Annotated in this window: 20 protein-coding genes; 15 read left to right on the plus strand and 5 right to left on the minus strand. The window is 60.4% G+C overall.

Features of this window, described 5'->3' with window-relative positions; all coding sequences use genetic code 11:
• The 15 genes from PHX69_RS02325 to PHX69_RS02395 form a co-directional block, all read left to right on the plus strand.
• Window positions 1–630: enoyl-CoA hydratase-related protein (locus PHX69_RS02325; protein ID WP_288042212.1), on the plus strand; the 630-nt coding region annotated here is incomplete at its 5' end.
• A gap of 69 nt (window positions 631–699) precedes the next feature.
• Window positions 700–1164 (plus strand): hydroxyphenylacetyl-CoA thioesterase PaaI, encoded by a 465-nt coding sequence (gene paaI / locus PHX69_RS02330; RefSeq protein ID WP_119013399.1) that lies wholly within the window; start codon window positions 700–702, stop codon window positions 1162–1164.
• A gap of 60 nt (window positions 1165–1224) precedes the next feature.
• The gene (gene paaK / locus PHX69_RS02335; RefSeq protein ID WP_288042215.1) at window positions 1225–2550 is read left to right on the plus strand and encodes a phenylacetate--CoA ligase PaaK; all 1326 of its coding nucleotides are present in this window, start codon (window positions 1225–1227) and stop codon (window positions 2548–2550) included.
• Window positions 2551–2562: 12 nt separating this feature from the next.
• On the plus strand, window positions 2563–3768 hold the full coding sequence (pcaF, locus tag PHX69_RS02340; protein WP_288042216.1) for a 3-oxoadipyl-CoA thiolase: 1206 nt from the start codon (window positions 2563–2565) through the stop codon (window positions 3766–3768).
• A gap of 36 nt (window positions 3769–3804) precedes the next feature.
• Entirely contained in the window at window positions 3805–4953 is a 1149-nt protein-coding gene (locus PHX69_RS02345; RefSeq protein ID WP_119013396.1) for an ABC transporter substrate-binding protein, read from the plus strand.
• Between the two features lie 26 nt (window positions 4954–4979).
• Window positions 4980–5762, plus strand: coding sequence for an enoyl-CoA hydratase/isomerase family protein (locus tag PHX69_RS02350; protein WP_288042217.1), 783 nt, complete (start codon window positions 4980–4982; stop codon window positions 5760–5762).
• A gap of 46 nt (window positions 5763–5808) precedes the next feature.
• The gene (gene paaA / locus PHX69_RS02355; RefSeq protein ID WP_288042218.1) at window positions 5809–6822 is read left to right on the plus strand and encodes a 1,2-phenylacetyl-CoA epoxidase subunit PaaA; all 1014 of its coding nucleotides are present in this window, start codon (window positions 5809–5811) and stop codon (window positions 6820–6822) included.
• The gene (gene paaB, locus PHX69_RS02360; protein WP_119013393.1) at window positions 6819–7115 is read left to right on the plus strand and encodes a 1,2-phenylacetyl-CoA epoxidase subunit PaaB; all 297 of its coding nucleotides are present in this window, start codon (window positions 6819–6821) and stop codon (window positions 7113–7115) included. Before paaA ends, paaB begins: the two co-directional genes overlap by 4 nt.
• Before the next feature lie 2 nt (window positions 7116–7117).
• On the plus strand, window positions 7118–7900 hold the full coding sequence (gene paaC, locus PHX69_RS02365) for a 1,2-phenylacetyl-CoA epoxidase subunit PaaC (protein WP_288042220.1): 783 nt from the start codon (window positions 7118–7120) through the stop codon (window positions 7898–7900).
• 5 nt (window positions 7901–7905) lie between these two features.
• Window positions 7906–8442, plus strand: a complete 537-nt coding sequence (paaD, locus tag PHX69_RS02370) for a 1,2-phenylacetyl-CoA epoxidase subunit PaaD (protein ID WP_288042221.1) — start codon at window positions 7906–7908, stop codon at window positions 8440–8442.
• 34 nt (window positions 8443–8476) lie between these two features.
• Window positions 8477–9565: a 2Fe-2S iron-sulfur cluster-binding protein gene (locus tag PHX69_RS02375; RefSeq protein WP_288042223.1), complete on the plus strand. Its 1089-nt coding sequence runs from the start codon at window positions 8477–8479 to the stop codon at window positions 9563–9565.
• 639 nt (window positions 9566–10204) lie between these two features.
• Window positions 10205–11359: an ABC transporter substrate-binding protein gene (locus PHX69_RS02380; RefSeq protein WP_119013389.1), complete on the plus strand. Its 1155-nt coding sequence runs from the start codon at window positions 10205–10207 to the stop codon at window positions 11357–11359.
• A gap of 97 nt (window positions 11360–11456) precedes the next feature.
• Complete coding sequence (locus PHX69_RS02385) at window positions 11457–12485, plus strand: branched-chain amino acid ABC transporter permease (RefSeq protein ID WP_288042224.1); 1029 nt, start codon at window positions 11457–11459, stop codon at window positions 12483–12485.
• Entirely contained in the window at window positions 12482–14380 is a 1899-nt protein-coding gene (locus PHX69_RS02390) for a branched-chain amino acid ABC transporter ATP-binding protein/permease (RefSeq protein WP_288042225.1), read from the plus strand. The genes PHX69_RS02385 and PHX69_RS02390 overlap by 4 nt, the downstream gene beginning before the upstream one ends.
• A complete protein-coding gene (locus PHX69_RS02395) occupies window positions 14377–15120 on the plus strand; it encodes an ABC transporter ATP-binding protein (protein WP_288042226.1) in 744 nt (247 codons plus the stop codon). The genes PHX69_RS02390 and PHX69_RS02395 overlap by 4 nt, the downstream gene beginning before the upstream one ends.
• A gap of 90 nt (window positions 15121–15210) precedes the next feature.
• Here PHX69_RS02395 and PHX69_RS02400 read toward each other — a convergent pair whose 3' ends face one another.
• The 5 genes from PHX69_RS02400 to PHX69_RS02420 form a co-directional block, all read right to left on the minus strand.
• On the minus strand, window positions 15211–16197 hold the full coding sequence (locus PHX69_RS02400; protein WP_119013385.1) for a tripartite tricarboxylate transporter substrate-binding protein: 987 nt from the start codon (window positions 16195–16197) through the stop codon (window positions 15211–15213).
• Between the two features lie 195 nt (window positions 16198–16392).
• Entirely contained in the window at window positions 16393–17640 is a 1248-nt protein-coding gene (locus PHX69_RS02405; protein ID WP_119013384.1) for a phenylacetate--CoA ligase family protein, read from the minus strand.
• Between the two features lie 55 nt (window positions 17641–17695).
• Window positions 17696–18505, minus strand: coding sequence for an ABC transporter ATP-binding protein (locus PHX69_RS02410; RefSeq protein ID WP_119013383.1), 810 nt, complete (start codon window positions 18503–18505; stop codon window positions 17696–17698).
• A gap of 110 nt (window positions 18506–18615) precedes the next feature.
• The gene (locus PHX69_RS02415) at window positions 18616–19941 is read right to left on the minus strand and encodes an ABC transporter substrate-binding protein (RefSeq protein WP_119013382.1); all 1326 of its coding nucleotides are present in this window, start codon (window positions 19939–19941) and stop codon (window positions 18616–18618) included.
• Between the two features lie 43 nt (window positions 19942–19984).
• On the minus strand, window positions 19985–21061 hold the full coding sequence (locus tag PHX69_RS02420; RefSeq protein WP_119013381.1) for a branched-chain amino acid ABC transporter permease: 1077 nt from the start codon (window positions 21059–21061) through the stop codon (window positions 19985–19987).
• Between the last annotated feature and the right edge of the window lie 48 nt (window positions 21062–21109).

The following is a 21109-nucleotide window of genomic DNA, read 5'->3' on the forward strand; positions in this document are numbered from 1 at the left end:
GCTGGCCGGGGCTTTTGTGCTGGCCAAGATTTGGCCGATGCCGAAGTCCGCTTTGTGCCTGGCGAGACCCCGCCCGATCTGGGCGATGTGGTGGAGCGCCACTACAAGCCACTGGTGATGCGCCTGGTCAATCTGCGCGTGCCCACCGTAGCCGCCGTCAATGGTGTCGCTGCTGGCGCAGGTGCCAGCTTAGCGCTGGCCTGCGACATGGTGGTTGCCAGCCAAGCAGCCTCTTTCATGCTGCCGTTTGCCAAGATTGGTCTGATCCCCGATACCGCCTGCTCTTGGCTGGTGCCGCAGCGCCTGGGTCAGGCCCGTGCTTTGGGCCTGGCGATGACAGGCAACAAGCTGCCTGCCGCCAAAGCTGCCGAATGGGGCCTGATTTGGGACGCTGTGGCCGAGGATGTCTTTGCAGATGCCGTGCAACAACTGGCCGAGCAACTGGCCACCATGCCCACCAAGGCGCTGGTGCGTACCCGCCAAGCCATGCAGGCCGGGCGCACCAATACGCTGGAACAACAGCTCACGCTGGAGGGCCTGTACATGCGTGAACTGGGCCGCAGCAGCGATTACGTGGAAGGTGTATCTGCCTTCCTGGAAAAGCGCCCTCCGCGCTTTACGGGTGCATGAGTCCGCTCTGCGCCCAATGCACCGTCCCGCCGCTGATCCAACCTGCTGTTGATACTGGAAGTATTTCCCATGTCTGAAGTCGATACCTCTAGCCTCAGCCCGCAAGCGCTGGCCGATGCCGCCAGCGATGCCATGTGGCAGCGCGACCGTGCTGCCCACGCTCTGGGCATGGAGCGTCTTTCGGTGGCGCCGGGTCATGCCACGTTGCGCATGGTGGTCCGTCCTGACATGGTCAATGGTCACCAAACTTGCCACGGCGGCATGATTTTTTCGCTGGCTGATACCGCCTTTGCTTACGCATGCAACAGCTACAACCTGAGCACCGTAGCTTCGGCCTGCCATATCGACTTTCTCGCGCCGGGGCGTGAGGGTGATGTGCTCGAAGCTGTGGCCGTCGAGCGTTCGGCAGCCGGTCGCACCGGGGTTTATGACGTCACGGTGAGCGTGGTCGGTGGCAAGACCGTAGCGCTGTTTCGGGGCAAGAGCTATCGCATCAAGGGTGAAGTAACAGCCAGTTTTGCTATGCAGGCCTGAGCGCCAGCGCCGTCCTGCTTTTCCCCTTTCATAAAAATCCTGGATGAAGGAGACCAATCTATGACCGTCAAGCAACCCGCTCCGGGCGATTTGGAACCCATCGAGACTGCCAGCCGCGATGAAATTGCCGCACTGCAACTCGAACGCCTGAAATGGTCGGTGCGCCACACCTACGACAACGTGGCCCCCTATCGTGAGAAGTGCATTGCCAAAGGCGTGCATCCCGACGATCTGAAGGCGTTGGCTGATCTGGCCAAGTTCCCCTTCATGACCAAGCTGGATTTGCGCGACAACTACCCTTTTGGTCTGTTTGCTGTGCCGCGCCAGAACGTGGTGCGTCTGCATGCTTCCAGCGGTACCACGGGCAAATCGATTGTGGTGGGCTACACCAAACAAGACGCCGACAACTGGGCAGATTTGGTGGCCCGTTCACTCCGCGCTGCCGGTGTGCGACCTGGTGACATGGTGCAGAACTCTTACGGTTACGGAATGTTTACCGGTGGTTTGGGCGCGCACTTTGGCATTGAGCGCCTGGGTTGCACAGCAGTGCCGATGTCGGGTGGCCAGACAGAAAAGCAAGTCCAGCAAATCATGGACTTCAAACCCGATGCCATCATGGTCACGCCGTCGTATTCACTGGTGATTGCCGAAGAGTTCGAGCGCCAAGGCATCACGCCAGACGAGATTTCACTCAAAGTCGGTATTTTTGGTGCCGAGCCTTGGGGCGAAGGCATGCGCGCTGAGATTGAGAAGAAATTGGGCATTGATGCCATCGACATCTACGGCCTGACTGAAGTCATGGGCCCTGGCGTGGCCTGCGAGTGCATCGAAACCAAAGATGGGCCAGTGATTTGGGAAGACCACTTCTACCCCGAAATCATCAACCCCGACACCGGCGAAGTGCTGCCCGATGGCGAGTTGGGCGAACTGGTGTTCACCTCGTTGACCAAAGAAGCTTTCCCGGTCATTCGTTATCGCACCCGTGACCTGACCCGCCTGTTGCCACCCACATCGCGCTCGTTCCGCCGCATGGGCAAGATCACTGGCCGCTCGGACGACATGCTCATTGTGCGTGGTGTGAACGTTTTTCCGACCCAAGTAGAAGAGCAAATTCTGCGTGACAAGCGCCTGTCGGGTAACTACCAGATCCATCTCAGCCGCGACGGTCACCTCGACAACGTGGAAATCCGCTGCGAATTGCAGCAGAACCTGAGCGGTCAGCTCAGCCAGGCTGAAGTGCAACAGCTGACCAAAGAGTTGCAACACCACATCAAGACCATTGTAGGTATTTCCACCAAAGTCACCGTCTTTGAGGCCCATACCCTGCCACGCACTTTGACTGGCAAGGCGCGCCGCATTTTCGATGATCGCCCCAAGCAAAACTAACCCGAGATTCGCATGACACAAGCCTATATTTGCGACGCTGTTCGCACCCCTGTTGGTCGCTACGGCGGTGCTTTGTCCTCGGTGCGTGCAGATGACCTGGGGGCCGTGCCACTCAAGGCACTGATGGAGCGCAACCCCCAGGTGGACTGGGCGGCGGTGGAAGACATCATTTACGGCTGCGCCAACCAAGCGGGTGAAGACAACCGCAACGTGGCGCGCATGTCCGGTTTGTTGGCTGGCTTGCCGGTACAAGTGCCTGGCACTACTGTCAACCGCCTGTGTGGTTCGGGCATGGATGCGATTGGCCTGGCAGCGCGCTCCATCAAGACCGGAGAAGCCAGTCTGATGCTGGCGGGTGGCGTGGAAAGTATGAGCCGCGCTCCATTTGTCATGCCCAAGGCCGACAGTGCCTTTAGCCGTACCAATGCGGTGTATGACACCACCATCGGCTGGCGCTTCGTCAACCCGTTGATGAAGAAGCTCTACGACACCCACTCCATGCCGCAAACGGCAGACAACGTGGCCGAAGAGTTCCAGATCGGTCGCGCTGACCAAGATGCGTTTGCACTGCGCTCACAACAGCGCTGGGCGGCTGCCCATGCCGCTGGCCGTTTTGCCGACGAGCTGGTGCCTGTGACCATCCCGCGCAAAAAGGGCGATCCGATCATCGTCGCCACCGATGAGCATCCACGCCCTGAAACCACGCTGGAAATGCTGGCCAAGCTCAAGGGCGTTAATGGCCCCGATTTGAGCGTTACGGCAGGCAATGCCTCGGGGGTCAACGATGGTGCTTGCGCCTTGCTGCTGGCTTCTGAAGAGGCCGCCAAGCGTTATGACCTGATCCCGCGTGCGCGCATCGTCGGTATGGCCACTGCTGGTTTGGCCCCGCGCATCATGGGTTTTGGCCCGGCTCCGGCTGTGCGCAAGGTGTTGGCGCAAACGGGCCTGACGCTGGCACAGATGGACGTGATCGAGCTCAACGAAGCCTTTGCGGCCCAGGGTCTGGCGGTTTTGCGTGATTTGGGTCTGCCCGACGACGCGGCCCATGTCAACCCCAACGGGGGTGCGATTGCCATAGGCCATCCGCTGGGCATGAGCGGTGCCCGTCTGGTGACTACCGCCAGCTATGAATTGGCCCGCCGGGGCGGTCGCTACGCGCTGTGCACCATGTGTATTGGCGTGGGCCAAGGCATTGCCATGGTGATCGAACGCGTCTGAAACACCCACAGAACCTATTCATCAGGAGACAAAACAATGAAATTTCAACTCAAGCAAATTGCCGTCGGTACCGCTTTGGCACTGGGCGCTGTGGTTGCGATGGCAGCCGATCCGATCAAGATCGGTGCCGTGCTGTCAGTGACGGGCCCAGCCGCTTTCCTGGGCGATCCCGAGCTGAAAACCTTGCAAATGTATGTGGAAGACCTCAACACCAAGGGCGGTGTGCTGGGCCGCAAGCTGGAGCTGGTGCATTACGACGATGGTAGCGACGCGAACAAGGCCAACGGCTTCACCAAGCGCCTGATCGACAACGACAACGTGGATGTGATCATTGGCGGCACCACCACGGGCGCCACCATGTCGATGGTGCCGTTGGTTACCAAAGCTGAAGTGCCCTTTATCTCGCTGGCGGGTGCCGTGGTGGTGATTGAGCCGGTGAAGAAGTGGGTTTTCAAAACCCCGCACACCGACCGCATGGCCGCCGAAAAAGTGTTTGAAGACATGAAAAAGCGCAACCTGACCAAGGTGGCGTTGCTGTCAGAAACTTCAGGTTTTGGCCAGTCGGGTAAAAAAGAAACCGAAGCTGTGGCTGCCAAATACGGCATCACGTTGGTGGCTAATGAAACCTATGGCCCCAAAGATACCGACATGAGCCCCCAGCTCACCAAGATCAAAAATACCGCCGGTGTGCAAGCCGTGTTTGTCTTTGGTTTGGGCCAAGGCCCGGCTATCGTCACCAAAAACTACAAGCAGTTGGGTATGGCGCTGCCGCTGTACCAATCTCATGGTGTGGCCTCGGACGAGTTCCTGAAACTGGCTGGTTCAGCGGCTGAAGGCGTGCGCTTGCCATCGCCAGCCCAGTTGATTCCTGAGCAACTGCCTGCCAACGACCCGCAAAAAGCCGTGGTCGCCGCTTACGACCTGGCTTACAAGACACGCTACAAGTCCGAAGTGTCTACTTTTGGTGGCTATGCCTACGACGCTTTGATGCTGACCGTCGATGCCATGAAGCGTGCCAACGGCACCGACAAAGCCAAGGTGCGCGATGCCCTCGAAGCCACCAAAGGCTTTGTCGCTACCAGCGGCACCTTCAACATGTCTGCCACTGACCACATGGGGCTGAACCTGTCCGCCTTCCGTATGTTGGAAGTCAAAGACAGCAAATGGCATCTGTTGCAGCAATAAACCCCTGACTGTGAGCACCTTGCACCATGTATTCCACCCTGAGCATTGAGCGCCAAGACCGTGTTGCCACGATCTGGATGGATCGTCCCGACGTGTTCAACGCCTTTGATGAGCAACTGATTGCCGATTTGGGCGCAGCCTGCGCCGAACTGGATGCCGATGCTTCGGTGCGGGTGGTGGTGTTGGCTGGCCGTGGCAAGCATTTCTCTGCCGGAGCCGATCTGAACTGGATGAAGCGGGCCTCGGTCTTTACCGAGGAAGAAAACCGTGCCGATGCGCGCAAGTTTGCCCACATGCTGCGCGCTCTGTCGGACATGTCCAAGCCCACCGTAGCCCGCGTACAAGGGGCTGCTTTAGGCGGCGGTACCGGTTTGGCTGCGGCTTGCGACATGGCTGTAGCTAGCGTGGATGCCCAGTTTGCGACCTCTGAAGTCAAGTTCGGCATCATTCCGGCGGTTATCAGTCCCTATGTACTGCGTGCCATTGGGCCGCGCCATGCGCTGCGCTACTTCCAAAGTGGCGAGCGTTTTTCAGCACAGCGGGCGCTAGCGATGGGTTTGGTGACGGAGGTGTGCGAGCGTGACCAGCTGGATGCCACTATCGTACAACTGGTTGGACTACTGATGAGCGGTGCGCCACTGGCGCAACAGTCCGCCAAACACCTGATTGCCGCTGTCGATGGGTGTCCGATTGATGCTGCCATCAGCGAAGAAACTGCCCAGCGCATTGCCCGCCAACGGGCCACCAGCGAAGCCAAGGATGGCATCAGCGCTTTCTTGGAAAAGCGCACACCGGCCTGGTTGCTCTGATTTTTCCCTCCACCGTATTGGCCTCAACCTTCAAGGAGTAATCGCCATGTACACGCAATCGTTCAGTGTGCCGGATGACGCCGGCCAAAAACACATCAAGGCCGTGGCGGCTGTCGAACCGCCAGAATTGATGGCGAAGTTCGATGCCCGCATCGATGCCGATGGCCGCATTGAGCCACAAGATTGGATGCCTGACGCTTACCGCAAAACGCTGGTGCGCCAGATCAGCCAGCACGCCCACAGCGAAATCGTGGGCATGCTGCCCGAAGGCAACTGGATCAGCCGCGCCCCCAGCTTGAAGCGCAAAGCCATTCTGATTGCCAAGGTGCAAGATGAAGGCGGCCATGGCCTGTATCTGTACAGCGCTGCCGAAACGTTGGGTACCAGCCGTGACCAGATGCTTGAAGCCTTACACAGCGGCAAAGCCAAGTACAGCTCCATCTTCAACTACCCCACGCTCAACTGGGCCGACATCGGCGTGATCGGTTGGCTGGTTGATGGCGCTGCCATCATGAACCAGGTGCCACTGTGCCGCTGCTCTTACGGCCCTTATGCCCGCGCCATGATCCGCGTTTGCAAGGAAGAGTCTTTTCACCAGCGCCAAGGCTATGAAGCCCTGCTGGTGATGATGCGTGGAACGGACGAGCAAAAAGCGATGGTGCAAGACGCCGTCAACCGCTGGTGGTGGAAGTGCCTGGCCATGTTTGGTCCACCCGATACCGACAGTCCGCACAGCGCCCAAGGGATGCGCTGGGGCATCAAGCGCGTCTCCAACGACGACCTGCGCCAGAAGTTCATTGATGCCACCGTGCCGCAGGCCAAGGTGTTGGGCATCACGTTGCCTGACCCCGACCTGAAGTGGAACGAAGAACGTGGTCATTACGACCACGGCCAGATCGATTGGGATGAGTTTTGGACCACGGTGAACGGACACGGCCCGTGCAACAAAGAGCGTCTCTCGACCCGCGTGAAAGCGCACAACGACGGCCAATGGGTGCGTGATGCAGCCCAGGCCCACGCCCGTAAACAGCAACAACGCGCAATGAAGGAAGCAGCATGAGCACCCCTGCACTGAAAGATTGGCCCCTGTGGGAAGTTTTTGTTCGCAGCAAGCAAGGCTTGGATCACAAGCACTGCGGTAGCCTGCACGCCTCGGATGCGCAGCACGCGCTGCAAATGGCTCGCGACGTGTACACCCGTCGCCAGGAAGGCGTGAGCATCTGGGTGATTCCTTCGGCGCAAATCACCGCCAGCAATCCTGATGACAAGGGTGAGTTGTTCGATCCAGCGGCAGACAAAATCTACCGCCACCCCACCTTCTACGAAATTCCCGAAGAAGTGGGGCACATGTAATCATGAGCGCAACCGCCAACTACCTGTTGCACCTGGCAGACAATGCCGTGGTGCTGGGCCAGCGCAACGCCGAATGGTGTGGCCACGGCCCCGTGATCGAAGAAGACATTGCGCTGGCCAACGTCAGCCTTGATTTGATTGGTCAGGCTCGTCTGCTGTACCAGCAAGCCGCTGTGGCCTTGGGTGGCGATGCCACCGAAGACAAGCTGGCCTACTTCCGCGATGTCCCCGATTTTCGCAACTACACCTTGCTGGAACTGCCGCACCGCAGCGCCTTGGTGGGTTATGCCAAGTCTGATATGGACTATGGCACCACCATCGTGCGCAACTTCCTCTACAGCGCTTTGATGGTGCTGGTCTGGGAGGCCTTGCAGCAGTCCAAAGATGAGCAACTGGCTGCTATTGCTGCCAAATCGCTCAAAGAGGTGCGCTATCACCTGCGTCACTCGCGCGACTGGCTGATCCGTCTGGGCGATGGTACGGATGAGTCACACGCCCGCGTGCAAGCGTCGCTGAACCACCTGATGCCTTACACCGAAGAGTTCTGGACGGACAGCAACATTGAAAGCGCTGCCGTGGCCGCCGGTGTGGGCGTGAGCGTGGCCAGCCTGCGCGCACAGTGGGATGCGTTGGTGGACGACGCACTGGCTGAGGCCACCCTGGTGCGCCCCCAGTTCGAAGGCTATATCACCCAAGGCAAACACGGTTTGCATTCTGAGCATCTGGGCTTTTTGCTTACCGAGATGCAAAGTCTGGCCCGCGCTCATCCCAACGCCACTTGGTAAGCACCATGAATACCGTTGTCGCTCCTGCGGACGCCATACAGGCAGCCTGGGCTGCCCTGGAAGCCTTGACCGATCCGGAAATCCCGGTGGTCTCGTTGCGCGAACTGGGCATTCTGCGCGATGTGCGCCAGGGCGCCGACGGGTTGGAGGTGGTCATCACCCCCACCTACAGCGGTTGTCCAGCGATGGGCCAGATTGAGGATGATGTGTACACCACCCTGCAAGCCGTTGGCTTGCAGGCCAAGGTGGTCACGCAATTGGCCCCGGCTTGGACTACCGACTGGATGACCGATATTGCCAAAGAAAAGTTGCGTGCCTACGGCATCGCGCCCCCTGGCCAACACTGTGCCAAAGGCCGTGAGGCCGGTGAGAGCGTACTGCGCTTTGTGCGCGGTGCCGCTGAGCCAGAACCGGCGGTACCTTGCCCGCACTGCGGCTCCAGCCATACCGTCGAATCCTCGCATTTTGGCTCCACGGCGTGCAAGGCGCTCTACAAATGCCTGGATTGCCAGGAACCTTTCGATTACTTTAAGCCGTATTGACGGCGTTATCAACGCCATTACCGGAAACGCCAGCATGTCTGCCCCCCATTTCCATGAACTCAAAGTCAAGCGCGTCAGCCCGGAAGCGGCTGGCGCGGTGGCCATCACTTTTGACATTCCGGCCAACCTGCGCGAAGCCTTCGCCTTTGAGCCAGGCCAGTTTCTGACGCTGCGCGCCACCATCAACGGCCAAGACGTGCGCCGCAACTACTCCATTAGCAGTCCTCGCAGCCGTCTGACCCGGCAAGGCGAAATTGAAGTGGGTATCCGTGCGGTAGAAAATGGCTTGTTTTCCAATTGGGCCACCACTGCTGTCAAGGCCGGTGATGCGCTGAGCGTGATGCCTCCCGATGGCCGATTTGTGGTGAAAAAGCAGCGTGCTCTGCACCGCGTGGGTTTCGCCGGTGGTTCGGGTATTACCCCGGTTCTGTCGATTGCCGCCACCACGCTGGAAGAGCAACCAGAGTCCAAGTTCACGCTGGTATATGGCAATCGGAACATGGCAACCGTCATGTTCAACGAAGCGTTGCAAGACCTGAAGGATCGGTTCGCTGGCCGCTTCACCATGATCCACATTTTGTCCAGCCAAGCCCAAGAAGTGGACTTGCTGCAAGGCTTGATCAATGGCGACAAGGTGCGCGCCCTGATTGACACCTTCTTGCCCGTCAAGAGCATGGACGAAGTGTTTATCTGTGGCCCTGAGCCGATGATGGATGCGGTAGAAAAAGCATTGGTAGATGCCGGCGTGCCCGCCAACCGCGTTTACAGCGAGCGCTTTAGTGCCGGTGCCCCTGCCGGTGCCCAAGTGGTGAGCATTGATGCGCCCAAGGCATCGGCAGCGCGCACCGTGCAACTGACGATCGTGGTGGATGGCACAGAGCACCACATGACGATGGCTTCCACCGAGCGGGTGCTGGACGTGGGGCTGGACGCTGGTCTGGATCTATCATTCTCGTGTAAGGCCGGTGTGTGCTGCACCTGCCGTGCCAAGGTGTTGTGTGGTTCGGTCACGATGGACAAAAACTACACCCTAGAAGCTGATGAAATCGCCCAAGGCTTTGTGTTGAGCTGCCAAGCCCGCCCTACCAGCGAGCAACTCACCATCAGTTTTGACGAGCGCTGATCCACCACCTGCATGAACGGCGCCGGGATTTGAGAAGCTGTTTGAAACAATGCAGCCAAGTGCTGATAAGTTAGCAGAACATTTCTCAGAACCGGCGGTTGCCAGTGGCGCTGCTGTCCAAGGTAATGTAGTAGCGCTGTTCTGACGCAGGCAAGGACGTCAAAAGGCGCAAGCAACGTATTGCCGTAGATGCATAGGGCTTGATCTCTGCCATCGTTGCCTATTTGGCAGGCATTGAGAACGGAGTCGGGCATGTACGGTGCCGATGCTTCCGTTCGGCATTCTGTGTCGTCAGCGCAAGACATCTGCGGGTGGGGGCTGCGCCAGAAAATTCGTTGTTCTGCTTTAGCGTGGGACTGCCCAGCGCGCCTTCGTCTGGCGAAACCTTGACTACCGACGCAGCCGTGATTGAGAGATTAATCTTTGGTAGTCCGGATGCATCATCAGGTCTGCAATAGCCTGCTGCTGGCACCAGGGACTTTCGCGGTATTTTTTCAGATAGCGTCCAGACCTGTGCAAAACAGGGGCAACATCACTGCACATTGACTACGATGTGCGCGGGTGCAGGGGAGCACCCATTCACGCTGCTTTTTTCGCCGCGTTGACTTTTCTATAAAACCATCCTCAAGGAGACAAACCATGAAAAAAAGCCTGACCCCCATCGCCCTATTGGCCGCGGCCCTGCTGGCTGCCAGCGGCACCGCCTTGGCAGACATCACAGTAGGCGTTACCGTGTCGGCCACAGGCCCTGCCGCCTCGCTGGGCATCCCAGAGAAAAACACCATTGCCTTGATGCCCCGCACCATTGCCGGGCAGAAGGTCAATTACATCGTACTGGACGATGCCTCTGACACCACCGCAGCGGTGGGGAACACGCGAAAACTCATCAGTGAGAGCAAGGTGGACGTGATTCTGGGCTCCAGTACCACGCCCAACTCGCTGGCCATGATCGATGTGGTGTCGGAGGCCAAGACGCCGATGATCTCCATGGCCGCCTCGGCACGCATTGTTGAGCCCATGGATGACAAGAAAAAATGGGTTTTCAAGACGCCGCAAAACGACATCATGATGTCTTTGGCCATTGTGGAGCACATGGCTGCTTCGGGCGTGAAAACGGTGGCTTTCATTGGTTTCTCTGATGCCTATGGCGAAGGCTGGTACCAGGAATTCAGCAAGGCTGCGGCCCTCAAGAATCTGCAAATCGTAGCCAATGAGCGCTACAACCGCACCGATACTTCCGTGACCGGGCAGGCCCTGAAGATGGTCTCAGCCAAGCCCGATGCTGTGCTGATTGCGGGTTCGGGCACCCCAGCTGCCTTGCCACAAAAAACGCTCAAGGAGCGGGGCTACGCCGGCAAGTTCTATCAGACCCACGGGGTGGCGAACGCTGACTTCCTGCGTGTGGGGGGCAAGGATGTGGAGGGCACTTTCCTGCCCGCAGGCCCGGTGCTGGTGGCTATGCAGTTGCCTGCCACCCATCCGGTGCGCAAATCGGCCAGTGCCTACGTGACCGCTTATGAAGCGGCCTATGGCAAAGGCAGTGTTTCTACTTTTGGCGCCCATGGCTGGGACGCTGGCGTACTGATGTCCGCTGCTGTTCCTGCGGCCCTGAAGAAAGCACAGCCCGGTACGCCCGAGTTCCGTGCCGCCCTGCGTGATGCACTCGAGCAACTCAAGGAAGTTCCGGGTGCGCACGGCATTTTCAGTATGTCTGCCAATGACCATCTGGGCCTTGATCAGCGCGCCCGCGTGATGGTGAAGATCGAAAACGGCGCCTGGAAATACCAGCCCTGAGACTGACCCGCCTGGCGTATAGGGCATCACCTGCGTTGCCTGCTGGCCAGGTCGCAGGTGTGCCTAGCTGCGCCGGGCACTTCACAGAAAGTCGAACATGGATTTCCAGATTGCCTTGCTGCTGGGGCAGGACGGCATCGTCAATGGCGCCATTTATGGATTGATGGCGCTGGCGTTGGTGCTGGTGTTTTCTGTCACCCGCGTGATTTTCATTCCGCAGGGTGAGTTTGTGGCCTTTGGTGCATTGACGATGGCCATGCTACAGGCGGGGCGTGCCCCCGCCACCCTGTGGCTGTTGCTGGCGCTGGCAACTGCCGTATTGGTGGTGGAAGCGTGGCGCTGGAAGAGTGGCGCAGCGGTCAATTGGCCTGCGGCGTTGTTCTGGTGTGTGGGTTTGCCTGCGCTTGCGTGTGTTCTGGTGTTGGGCTGGAAGCCTGTCTCCATGGCAGCCCAGGCCCTGGTTACGCTCGTGCTGATTACTCCACTGGGGCCGTTGCTGTACCGGCTGGCATTTCGTCCGCTGGCCGATGCGTCGGTGCTGATCTTGCTGATTGTCTCGGTGGCATTGCATGGCATCCTGGTGGGGTTGGGGTTGCTGTTCTTTGGCGCCGAAGGCTCGCGTACACCGCCTTTTTCCGAGGCACGGTTTGAGCTGGGCAATATTCCTGTATCCGGTCAGTCGCTGGTCGTGCTGGGCGTGACGCTGGTGCTGGTGCTGCTGCTGTTCCTGTTTTTTGGGCGCTCCATGGTGGGCAAGGCGCTGCGCGCTACTGCCATCAACCGTGTTGGGGCCCGGTTGATGGGCATTCCCACCGATATGTCGGGGGATGTGAGCTTTGCTTTGGCCGCCCTGATTGGCGGGGTTTCAGGCTTGCTGATTGCGCCGTTGACCACGGTGTATTACGACACCGGATTTCTGATCGGCCTCAAGGGGTTTGTCGCTGCGATTGTGGGTGGACTGGCCAGTTACCCATTGGCACTGGCGGGTGCGCTGCTGGTGGGGCAACTGGAAGCGTTCGCCTCATTCTGGGCCAGCGCATACAAGGAGGTTCTGGTGTTCACGCTGATTATTCCGGTGCTGTGGTGGCGTTCCCTCAACAGCCGCCATGTGGAGGATGAAGAATGAGTACGCCCGTTAAACCCATCGCTCCTTCTGTGGCACCGCTGGCCCCGGCCCCCGCACGTGGCTTGCTGACGCCCACCCAGTTGACGCTGGCGTGTGTGGTGATTTTTGCGCTGTGCTGGGGGGCATTGCCCGACTTCACCATTGTCGTGATGAGCTATATCGGCCTGTATGCGATCGTGGCGGCGGGTTTGGTCATGCTGACGGGTGTGGGTGGCATGACCTCTTTTGGCCAGGCGGCCTTTGTCGGTATGGGTGCTTATGCCACCGCCTGGGTCTGTACTGCGCCTGCATCCGTCCAGGCATTGGGGGGCATCGTTGGTATGGGCAGCCTGCCTTGGGTGGGCCTGGCGTTGGGGCTGGCATTGACGTTTGCCGTAGCGTGGGCACTGGGCTCTGTGACGCTCAAGCTGTCGGGGCATTACCTGCCGCTGTGCACGATTGCCTGGGGGCTGAGCCTGTATTACCTGTTTGGCAACATGCAGTTCTTGGGGGGGCAGACGGGTATCACGGGGGTTCCACCTTTGGTCGTGGCAGGCTGGTCGTTGGCATCACCCCGGGCGCTGGGTGTCGTTATCTGGGCAGTGCTGCTGGTGTCGCTGTGGTTGCTGCACAACCTGCTCGATTCGCGCGAGGGCCGCGCTATCCGTGCCCTCAAGGGCGGACGCGTCATGGCCGAGTCCATGGGCGTGGATACTGCCCGTTATCGGATCAAGCTGTTTGTGCTGGCCGCTTTGATGGCGGCCATCTCTGGCTGGCTGTATGCCCACCTGCAGCGTTTTGTGAACCCCACCCCGTTCAACCTGAACATCGGTATTGAGTACCTGTTCATGGCCGTAGTGGGGGGGGCGGGCCACCTCTGGGGGGCTGTGTTGGGAGCGGCGGTCATCACGTTGCTCAAGGAAAAATTGCAAGACCTGCTGCCCTCGCTGCTGGGCACCAGTGGCAATTTTGAGGTCGTGGTGTTTGGGTTGCTGATGGTTTTTGTACTGCAACGCTTTGCCGATGGCATGTGGCCGACACTGCAACGTGTCACAGCGCGTTTGCTGCGTCCCAGCGCTCCTGCTGCATTGCACCAGGCAGTGTCTTTGGAGCAGCGCACGTTGCCTGCGCCAGGCACAGTGCTGTTGCAAGCCAGTGCAGTCACCAAGCGGTTTGGAGGGCTGGTGGCCAACAATGCGGTCTCTATGGACGTCAAGGCCGCAGAGGTACATGCCCTGATTGGCCCCAACGGCGCTGGTAAGAGCACGTTTTTCAACATGATTTCGGGTGTGGACGACCCCACGCAAGGCGAGATACGGCTGATGGGGCAATCCATGCACGGCCTGCCATCGCGCGCTTTTGCTGCGCTGGGCCTGGGTCGTACATTCCAGCATGTGCGTTTGCTGGGCCAGCGCAGCGTGGTGGAAAACGTTGCGCTGGGGGCGCACCGCCGCGCACGGCGCGGCTGGCTGGCCTCCATGCTGCGCCTGGACCGAGGCGAAGAGGCCGCCTTGCTGGCCGAAGCGCGGCGCCAGATTGAGCGCTGCGGTCTGGGCGCGCATGCCGATGTACCTGCTGCCTCATTGGCACTGGGGCAGCAGCGCATCGTCGAGATCGCCCGGGCACTGGCCGCGCAGCCTGCGGTGTTGCTGCTGGATGAGCCCGCAGCCGGTTTGCGCCATCTGGAAAAACGCGCGTTGGCCGAACTGCTGGTGCAGTTGCGCGCTGAAGGGCTGGGCATTCTGGTGGTGGAGCACGACATGGAGTTTGTGATGAACCTGGCCGATCGCATCACGGTGCTGGAGTTTGGCACCGTCATCGCGGAGGGGACGCCTGCACAGGTGCAGGTCAACCAGCGTGTGCTGGACGCCTATCTGGGCGGGGGTGACGATCTGGCCAGCGGGGTGACCGTATGAGCACGTTGCTGCAACTGCAAGACCTGTGTGTTTCCTATGGAACGGTGGAGGCCGTCCATGGCGTTCACCTGGAGGTCAATGAAGGCGAGATCGTGACCGTTATCGGCCCCAACGGCGCGGGCAAGACCACGCTGCTGTGCGCTGCCATGGGTTTGTTGCCCGCGCGCGGCACGATCGCACTGGACGGCGAGCGTATTCCCCGCCCCAGTGTAGAGGCCATGGTGGCCCGTGGCGTTGCCCTGGTGCCTGAAAAGCGTGAGCTGTTTGGCGAGATGTCCGTTGAAGACAACCTGCTGCTGGGCGGGTTCTCGCTTTGGCGGCGTGGACAGCGCGACCAGGCGCAGCGCATGCAGGAGGTGTTCGATATCTTTCCGCGCCTGCGCGAGCGCCGTACACAAATGGCGTCCACCCTGTCAGGGGGCGAGCGCCAGATGCTGGCCATCGGGCGCGCCCTGATGGCCAGACCTCGTCTGCTGATGCTGGATGAACCGTCCTTGGGACTGGCGCCGTTGATCGTGCGCGAAGTGCTGTTGGTGGTGGCATCGTTGCGCAAGCTGGGCGTCTCGGTATTGCTGGTCGAGCAAAACGCCCGTGCTGCGCTGCAAGTGGCTGACCGCGCCTACGTGCTGGAGATGGGAGCGGTGGCATTGTCTGGCCCGGCTGCTGATTTGTTGCACGATCGGCGCATCATCGACACTTACCTGGGCTTGGGTCACGCTGCCAACTCCCCGGCCACATAAAAAGTGCGGGAGCCCGTGCTGGGCCCAGCCAGCCTGGGCAGGCTGGTGGTGCGGCAAGGGCTCCCGCTCTGGAGTAGCGCTGGTGTCGCCTCAGTCAGCGTAGGTGCCTGCGGCCTTGATGACGGCACCCCATTTGTCGATTTCTGCCTGCACAAACTTTTTGTGTTCGGCCGGTTCGATGCGCTTGTCGGTGGCCACCACGGCGCCCAGTCCCTCTTGCTTCTTGATGAAGTCGGGGTCTTTCAGCGCCACTTTCAGTGCGTCGTTGATCTTCTTGACCACCTCGGCAGGCGTGCCTTTGGGTGCGTACAGACCGTGCCAGATCGTGACCTGGAAGTCTTTGAGCCCCGACTCGGCCAGCGTGGGCAGCGCCTTCAGTGATGGCGTGCTCAGCCGTTGCATGGTGGTCACAGCGTAGGCCTTGACCTTTTTGGTTTCGATTTGCTGCGTGGTGTTGGTGGTCTGGTCGCACAACAGGTCGATTTGGCCGCCCATCAGGTCGGTGATGGCGGGTGCTGCGCCCTTGTAAGACACGGCAGTCATATCGGTCTTGATAGCGCTTTGGAACATCAGGCCGCACAGGTGCGAGGCCGATCCCAGCCCGGCGTTGCCCAGATTGATCGCGCCCTTGTTTTGTCCCATCCAGGCCAGCAGCTCCTGGTAGTTGTTGGCGGGCAGGGTGGGGCGCCCAATCAGCGTCATGGGCACGTCGTTGATGATGCCCAGGTATTCAAAATCGTTGGCGACGTTGAAGGAGAGTTTGCGGTAGAGCGCCGGCATGGTGGACATGCCAATGTGGTTGAGCAGCAGTGTGTAGCCATCGGGTGTGGCGCGCGCCACGCGGGCGGTGCCAATCGAGCTGCCTGCGCCCGCTGTGTTGTCCACCACGACGGTGGCGCCCAGTGGCTTGCGCAGCGCTTCAGCCAGGTCGCGGGCCACGCGATCGGTGGGGCCGCCCGCCGTGAAGGGCACGACCAAGGTGATGTTTTTACCCGCAGTAGGAAAGCTTTGTGCCTGGGCGCCTGCGGCCAATGCGGCAGCAGCTGCCACCAGAGTGATTTTCAGCATAGGTTGCATGGGTGTTCCTTGATATGAGCCGCGATGATAAACACCTGTTTCGGCCTTGGCATCGAGGAAAGCACTGAGCAGATCCGTATTTTTGATACAGCGCATTTTTAGTACAAAAAATGCCCTGAAGCCACGCGGGTAGAGCGCTACAAGCTATGAATAAGTGAGTGTTTTCGCGTTGGCGAAAACACCCGGCGCCATGCTTTAGCGGTAGCTGCGCGCGTCCTCGATCACTTTGCCGTCGTTGGGCAGCGACCCTGGGGCGACCAGCTCCACCTCGCCGCGCAGTTTGGTCACTTCGCGGATGGTGTCTTGCAGCCGTTCGGCCAGGCCACCGGCAAACTCGGCAGTTTCGGCGCGCAGCACCATCTGGTCGTTGGCCATTTCACCCGTGACCACGAGGCGCGCACGCAGCACCTGCGGAAAGCGCGCTGCAATGGCGGCCACCTGGGCCGGGTGGATGAACATGCCGCGCACCTTAGTGGTCTGGTCGGCCCGTCCCATCCAGCCTTTGATGCGGGTGTTGGTGCGCCCGCTAGGGCATTGACCGGGCAGAATGGCCGAGAGGTCGCCCGTGCCAAAGCGGATCAGCGGGTAGTCGGGGTTGAGCGTGGTCACCACCAGTTCGCCCACTTCGCCCTCGGGTACGGGGTCGCCGGTGCCGGGGCGCACGATCTCGACGATCACGCCCTCATCGAGCACCAGGCCCTCGCGGGCCGCAGTTTCGTAGGCGATCAGGCCCAGATCGGCGGTGGCGTAGCACTGGTAGCCCGCCACGCCGCGCTCGGCCAGCCAGTCGCGCAGGCTGGGCGGAAAGGCCTCGCCCGAGAGCAGGGCTTTGGTCACGCTGGGCAGGGGCTGGCGCAGTTCAGCGGCTTTTTCCAGAATCAGCTTGAGAAAGCTGGGGGTGCCGATGTAGCCGGCCGGGCGCAGTTCTGCCATGGCCTGCACCTGTTGCTCGGTCTGGCCGGTGCCGCCGGGGAACACAGTACAGCCCAGCGCATGGGCGCCGCTTTCCATCATGGAACCCGCTGGCACAAAGTGGTAGCTGAAGCTGTTGTGGATCAGCTCTCCCGCGCGAAAGCCTGCGGCGTACATGGCACGGGCCATGCGCCAGTAGTCGGGCCGGGCACTCTCGGGTTCATAGATCGGGCCGGGGCTGCAAAACACCCGCGGCATGGCGGCGCCAAAGCCGATGGCGCTGAACCCGCCAAACACGTTGTCTGTGCGCAGGGCCTGCTGGCGTTCCAGCAGCTCGTATTTGCGCGTCACTGGCAAGCGGGCCAGGGCGGCTCGGCTGGTGACGCTGGCCGGGTCCACGTCGGCCAGGATGGTGCTGAAGGCCGGTGCGTTGCTGCGCGCGTGCGCTATCTGGGCGGGCAAGGCGGCCAGCAGCGCTGCCTCGCGCTCGGCGGGGGCACGGGTTTCCTGGGTGTCGTAAAAAGAGGTCATGGTGAGCGGGCAAGGGTGGGTGAGCGTGGGAAGTGCTGTGGCAGGGGGGCAGTTTTCAGGCCAGCCAACGCTTGCGGCGTTTGTAGCTTTTCACGTCCTTGAAGCTCTTGCGCTCGCCGCCGCCCACGCCCAGGTAAAACTCTTTCACGTCTTCGTTGCTGGCCAGGTCGCTGGCAGCGCCGTCCATCACCACGCGGCCCGATTCCATGATGTAGCCATAGTCGGCGTATTTCAGCGCCATGTTGGTGTTTTGCTCGGCCAGCAGAAACGTCACTTTTTCTTTGGTGTTCAGGTCTTTGACGATGTTGAACACTTCTTCCACGATTTGTGGGGCCAGGCCCATGGAGGGCTCATCCAGCAGCACCATGCTGGGGTTGGTCATGATGGCGCGGCCAATGGCGCACATCTGCTGCTCGCCGCCCGAGGTGTAGGCCGCCTGCGAGGTGCGGCGCGTTTTCAGGCGCGGGAAGTAGTTGTAGACCTTCTCCAGGTTGGCCGCAATCTCGCCCTTGCTGGTGCGGGTGTAGGAGCCCGTCATCAGGTTCTCTTCGATGGTCAAGTGGGCAAAGCAGTGGCGCCCTTCCATGACCTGCACCACGCCGCGCTTGACCAGGTCAGCGGGCGAGAGGTTTTCGATGCGCTCGCCACGCAGCTCAATGGAGCCTTTGGTGACTGCGCCGCGTTCGCCCGCCAGCAGGTTGGAGATCGCGCGCAAGGTGGTGGTCTTGCCCGCGCCGTTGCCGCCCAGGATGGCCACGATGCCCCCTTCGGGCACCTGTAGCGAGACCCCCTTGAGCACCAGGATCACGTGGTTGTAAATGACCTCGATGCCGTTGACGTTCAGGACAATGTTTTGCTGTTCCATAAGGTTTCTCTCTCTGTGCCAATTGACAGGGCTGGCCCGCAGGCCTGTCAATTGGCGGCTCGCCAGGAGCCGCCAGGGCCTGCCCACCGCAAGGCGGGCAGGGGTGTCGATCAGGACTGGCAGTCGGCTGCGTCGCGGCGTGTCAGCTTCTTGTCGGCCAGGTACTTGTCCGAGCCAGCCTTGATGAGGGGCTTGAGGATTTGCTCATCGGACTGGTACCAGTCAGAAGTGATGTTCCACTTCTTGCCGTCCCAGGTCTGCACGCGCGCCCAGGTCGAGCCCATGTGGTCGGCGCAGCTGGTGGACAGGGGGCGCATCAGGCCGGTAAAACCCATGGCGTCGAGCTTTTTCTGGTCGAGGTTCAGGTTTTCCATGCCCCAGCGCACTTGTTCGCCGGTCATGACCTTGCCTTTACCAAAGCGCTCTTGCGCGCGGCGCACGGCTTCCACACCCAGCATCTGGATGATCACGCCGCGTGTGTACAGCACCGAGCCCACTTCATCCTTGGCGCCTGTGCCCTGGCCCTTGTCGTGGACGTGCTTCATGATGTCCTGGATGACCTTGGACTGGGTGCCGTAGCCGTTCAGGGCCAGGGCCTGGTAGCCCTTGGCGCCTTCGCCCACATCACGCACATCGGGCTCGGCACCGGCCCACCACACGCCGTACAGCTTGTCGCGCGGGAAGCCTGTGGCTTGCGCTTCTTTCAGGGCGGTGGAGTTCATCACACCCCAGCCCCACAGCATCACGTAGTCAGGACGGCTCTGGCGCACTTGCAGCCAGGTGGCTTTTTGCTCCACGCCAGGCGCGGTCACGGGCAGCATTTGCAGCTCAAAGCCGTGCATCTTGGCGCGCTCTTGCAGCAGCGGGATGGGCTCTTTGCCAAACGGGCTGTCGTGGTAGACCAGCGCAATCTTCTTGCCCTTGAGTTTGTCCAGGCCGCCAGCGTTCTTGCCGATGTGCTGGATCAGGATGTCGGCACCCGTCCAGTAGCTGCCCATGTAGGGGAAGTTCCACTTGAAGGCCATGCCGTCAGCTGCCACCGAGAGACCGTAGCCCAGCGTCATCAGCGGGATTTTGTCCACAGGGGCTTTTTCGGTCAGGGCAAAGGTGATGCCGGTGGCCTGGGGATCGAACAGGGTCACGCCAGGACGGGTTTTCAGGCGCTCGTAGCACTCCACACCCCGGTCGGTGGCATAGCCGGTTTCGCATTCTTCGAACGTGATCTTGACGCCATTGATGCCGCCATCGCGCGCATTGATCATCTTCAGGTAGTCCTGCTTGCCGTTGGCCCAAGGGGTGCCGTTGGGCGCATAGGGGCCGGTGCGGTACGACAGCAGCGGGAAGAACTGCTCTTTGGCCTGCGCGATGGCGCTGGTCACGGACGATGCACTGGCCGCCACGACGGCAACAGCGAGCACGATTTTGGAAAGCTTCATGGATGTCTCCTTGGTATGAATGTGGCTAAGCACGGGGGAAAACTCAATGGGGGAATGGCCAGAGGCGCATCTTTTGCTTGCCCATAGACCACAGCTTGGCCAAGCCGTGGGGCTCGACGATGAGGAACCAGACGATCAGGCCGCCAAAAATCATCAGCTCGGCGTGCGAGACGCCAGCGGTAGAAATCTCGATGCCGAACAGACCCAGCAAGGCGGGCAGGAACTGGTTGAGCACGATGGGCAGCAGCACGATGAAGGCGGCGCCAAAGAAGCTACCCATGATCGAGCCCATGCCGCCAATGATCACCATGAACAGCAGTTTGAAAGAGATGTCCACCGAGAAGGCGGCAGGTTCCCACGAACCCAGGTGTACAAACGCCCAGAGCGCACCGGCCATGCCGATGATGAAGGAGCTGACGGCAAAGGCGGACAGCTTCGCGTACATGGGGCGGATACCGATCACGCTGGCGGCCACGTCCATGTCACGGATGGCCATCCATTCGCGGCCAATGGCGCCGCGCACCAGGTTCTTGGCCAGCAGGGCAATCACCACCAGCAGGAACAGGCAGAACAGGTACTTGGCCATGGGGCTTTCAATGGGCATGCCCAGCACTTGCAGGTGGTTGACCGACACCGAGCCCGAGTCGGAGTTGTTGGTGAACCACTTGATGCGCAGGAACATCCAGTCGCTGAAGAACTGCGCGGCCAGCGTGGCCACGGCCAGGTACAGACCCTTGACACGCAGGCTGGGCAGGCCGAACAAGATGCCGAAGAACGTGGCGCACAGGCCGCCCAGGATGAGTGCCGGAATCAGCGGCAGGCCCGGAAAGCGAACGAAGAAGTTGAACGCCCCGTAAGCGCCCACGGCCATGAAGGCGCCCGAGCCCAGCGAGATCTGGCCGCAGTAGCCCACCAGAATGTTCACCCCCAGCGCGGCCAGCGACATGATGACCAGCGGGATGAGGACAGCGGTGTAGAAATAGTTGCTGGCCAGCAGCGGCACGGCAATGAAGGCAAAGGCCAGCAGCAGTGCAATGCCCACCCGGTCTTGCGTGATCGGGAAGATTTGCTGGTCGGCGCGGTAGCTCGTCTTGAACTGGCCGTTTTCGCGGTAAAGCATGTTTTATGTCTCCTTGTTAGCCATCAGGGGCATGATCTTTTGGCTACG

It is taken from the genome of Simplicispira sp. (assembly GCF_028687295.1).
GTDB lineage: Bacteria > Pseudomonadota > Gammaproteobacteria > Burkholderiales > Burkholderiaceae_C > Simplicispira > Simplicispira metamorpha.

What these genes read in the sequence shown, in the direction of transcription:
- paaI (WP_119013399.1), top strand. Translation starts at nt 700, where the DNA reads ATGTCTGAAGTCGATACCTCTAGCCTCAGCCCGCAAGCGCTGGCCGAT.
- paaK (WP_288042215.1), top strand. Translation starts at nt 1,225, where the DNA reads ATGACCGTCAAGCAACCCGCTCCGGGCGATTTGGAACCCATCGAGACT.
- pcaF (WP_288042216.1), top strand. Translation starts at nt 2,563, where the DNA reads ATGACACAAGCCTATATTTGCGACGCTGTTCGCACCCCTGTTGGTCGC.
- PHX69_RS02345 (WP_119013396.1), top strand. Translation starts at nt 3,805, where the DNA reads ATGAAATTTCAACTCAAGCAAATTGCCGTCGGTACCGCTTTGGCACTG.
- PHX69_RS02350 (WP_288042217.1), top strand. Translation starts at nt 4,980, where the DNA reads ATGTATTCCACCCTGAGCATTGAGCGCCAAGACCGTGTTGCCACGATC.
- paaA (WP_288042218.1), top strand. Translation starts at nt 5,809, where the DNA reads ATGTACACGCAATCGTTCAGTGTGCCGGATGACGCCGGCCAAAAACAC.
- paaB (WP_119013393.1), top strand. Translation starts at nt 6,819, where the DNA reads ATGAGCACCCCTGCACTGAAAGATTGGCCCCTGTGGGAAGTTTTTGTT.
- paaC (WP_288042220.1), top strand. Translation starts at nt 7,118, where the DNA reads ATGAGCGCAACCGCCAACTACCTGTTGCACCTGGCAGACAATGCCGTG.
- paaD (WP_288042221.1), top strand. Translation starts at nt 7,906, where the DNA reads ATGAATACCGTTGTCGCTCCTGCGGACGCCATACAGGCAGCCTGGGCT.
- PHX69_RS02375 (WP_288042223.1), top strand. Translation starts at nt 8,477, where the DNA reads ATGTCTGCCCCCCATTTCCATGAACTCAAAGTCAAGCGCGTCAGCCCG.
- PHX69_RS02380 (WP_119013389.1), top strand. Translation starts at nt 10,205, where the DNA reads ATGAAAAAAAGCCTGACCCCCATCGCCCTATTGGCCGCGGCCCTGCTG.
- PHX69_RS02385 (WP_288042224.1), top strand. Translation starts at nt 11,457, where the DNA reads ATGGATTTCCAGATTGCCTTGCTGCTGGGGCAGGACGGCATCGTCAAT.
- PHX69_RS02390 (WP_288042225.1), top strand. Translation starts at nt 12,482, where the DNA reads ATGAGTACGCCCGTTAAACCCATCGCTCCTTCTGTGGCACCGCTGGCC.
- PHX69_RS02395 (WP_288042226.1), top strand. Translation starts at nt 14,377, where the DNA reads ATGAGCACGTTGCTGCAACTGCAAGACCTGTGTGTTTCCTATGGAACG.
- PHX69_RS02400 (WP_119013385.1), bottom strand. Translation starts at nt 16,197, where the DNA reads ATGCAACCTATGCTGAAAATCACTCTGGTGGCAGCTGCTGCCGCATTG.
- PHX69_RS02405 (WP_119013384.1), bottom strand. Translation starts at nt 17,640, where the DNA reads ATGACCTCTTTTTACGACACCCAGGAAACCCGTGCCCCCGCCGAGCGC.
- PHX69_RS02410 (WP_119013383.1), bottom strand. Translation starts at nt 18,505, where the DNA reads ATGGAACAGCAAAACATTGTCCTGAACGTCAACGGCATCGAGGTCATT.
- PHX69_RS02415 (WP_119013382.1), bottom strand. Translation starts at nt 19,941, where the DNA reads ATGAAGCTTTCCAAAATCGTGCTCGCTGTTGCCGTCGTGGCGGCCAGT.
- PHX69_RS02420 (WP_119013381.1), bottom strand. Translation starts at nt 21,061, where the DNA reads ATGCTTTACCGCGAAAACGGCCAGTTCAAGACGAGCTACCGCGCCGAC.